This window comes from Oleiphilus sp. HI0117, assembly GCF_001635235.1.
Genome location: NZ_LWGA01001286.1, coordinates 1 through 1324, shown reverse-complemented (window position 1 = coordinate 1324; position 1324 = coordinate 1). Strand labels below are relative to the sequence as shown.

The 1324-nt window shown below is 43.7% G+C and carries 2 protein-coding genes; both read right to left on the bottom strand.

The window, feature by feature from the left end:
• Positions 1-128 precede the first annotated feature (128 nt).
• Entirely contained in the window at positions 129-920 is a 792-nt protein-coding gene (locus tag A3757_RS22430; RefSeq protein ID WP_068552907.1) for an ABC transporter ATP-binding protein, read from the bottom strand.
• A gap of 9 nt (positions 921-929) precedes the next feature.
• Positions 930-1324: bifunctional adenosylcobinamide kinase/adenosylcobinamide-phosphate guanylyltransferase (locus A3757_RS22425; protein WP_068740328.1), on the bottom strand; the 395-nt coding region annotated here is incomplete at its 5' end.

Sequence of the window (1324 nt, the reverse complement as noted above, 5' to 3'; positions counted from 1 at the left end):
TTTCGGCATACGATATATTGATAGGCCCAAAACCCAAAGCTGAAACTAGACAGAACAGAACGAGAAAAGTAATTAGCAAGCAAGCTATGAACTTACCGGCAATCAGCGAACCCGTTCTAGCCTCGACACTAGTATTCATAACTAATTCTCGGAACATCTGCGCTAGGATGGCGATCTACCTTAACCTTCGCCTTGAAGACTTTGGATATTAAAGACTCATTGAGCACTTCATTTATAGAGCCTTGAGCAACCAATCTGCCACGGTCTAACACCAACAAACTATCGCAGAAAGCCGCGGCGAGATTTAAGTCATGAAATGAAGATAAAACACTTATTCCTAAATGCTTCACCTTGTTCAGCAGATCAATTTGGTAGTGGATATCCAAGTGATTGGTTGGCTCATCCATAATTAATAAGCGGGGTTTCTGCACAATTGCTCTTGCAAGCATCACGCGCTGCTTCTCACCACCCGACAAAATACTGAACAAGCAATCTTCAACAGCCGATAAGTCCATATCAGCAATAACTGAACTGACAAAACGAATATCTTCCTTTGTATCCCACTCAAACAAGCCCTTGTGGGGCGCTAGCCCTTGCAGTACAACCTCTCTTACCGTCAGCCCTAAATGATCATGATGCTCCTGCAAAATGACAGCCACCTGCTTTGCGTTGTCCCTTAAGCTGTTCTCCCAGATATCCGAGCCGCCTAAGGACACATTGCCTTTGCTCGGTTTGTTTACTCTGTAACAGCAACGCATCAAGCTGGACTTCCCTGAGCCATTAGGGCCGATTAAGCCAACAAAACCTCCTTCTGATAGGGCAAAACTAATATCTTGCAGGATCACCTTATTACCACAGTGCCACGATAAAGTATTCACACTTAACAAAGGATCAGCAGTTTTATTTTCGCTATCAAGCATCAATATTTCCTAAGAACTGCCAGGCTTATTGTTCGCATTGGATTTGAGTGAAAGAGGCAAGCCTGCGACAACTAAATCGACCTGATCACAAAGGCTTGCCAAGCTTTGATGTAACAGCCCTGCTACATCACAATATTTACGACTTAAATCGCCTAAAGGCATGACTCCCATATTGGTCTCGTTGGAAACCAAAATTAATTCTACATTTGTTAGACTGACAGCCTCGACAAATCGATCAAGCTCTAACTGGACGCGTGTTTTGTCTTCAAGCATCAAAAGATTAGTGACCCATAAGGTAAGACAATCAACAACGAGCACTATATCTTCACCAGCACGTTCCTCAAGCACTTTTGCCAACTCTAGCGGCTCTTCTATCACACACCAATGATCTGGCCGATCTGCCT

What these genes read in the sequence shown, in the direction of transcription:
- A3757_RS22430 (WP_068552907.1), bottom strand. Translation starts at nt 920, where the DNA reads ATGCTTGATAGCGAAAATAAAACTGCTGATCCTTTGTTAAGTGTGAAT.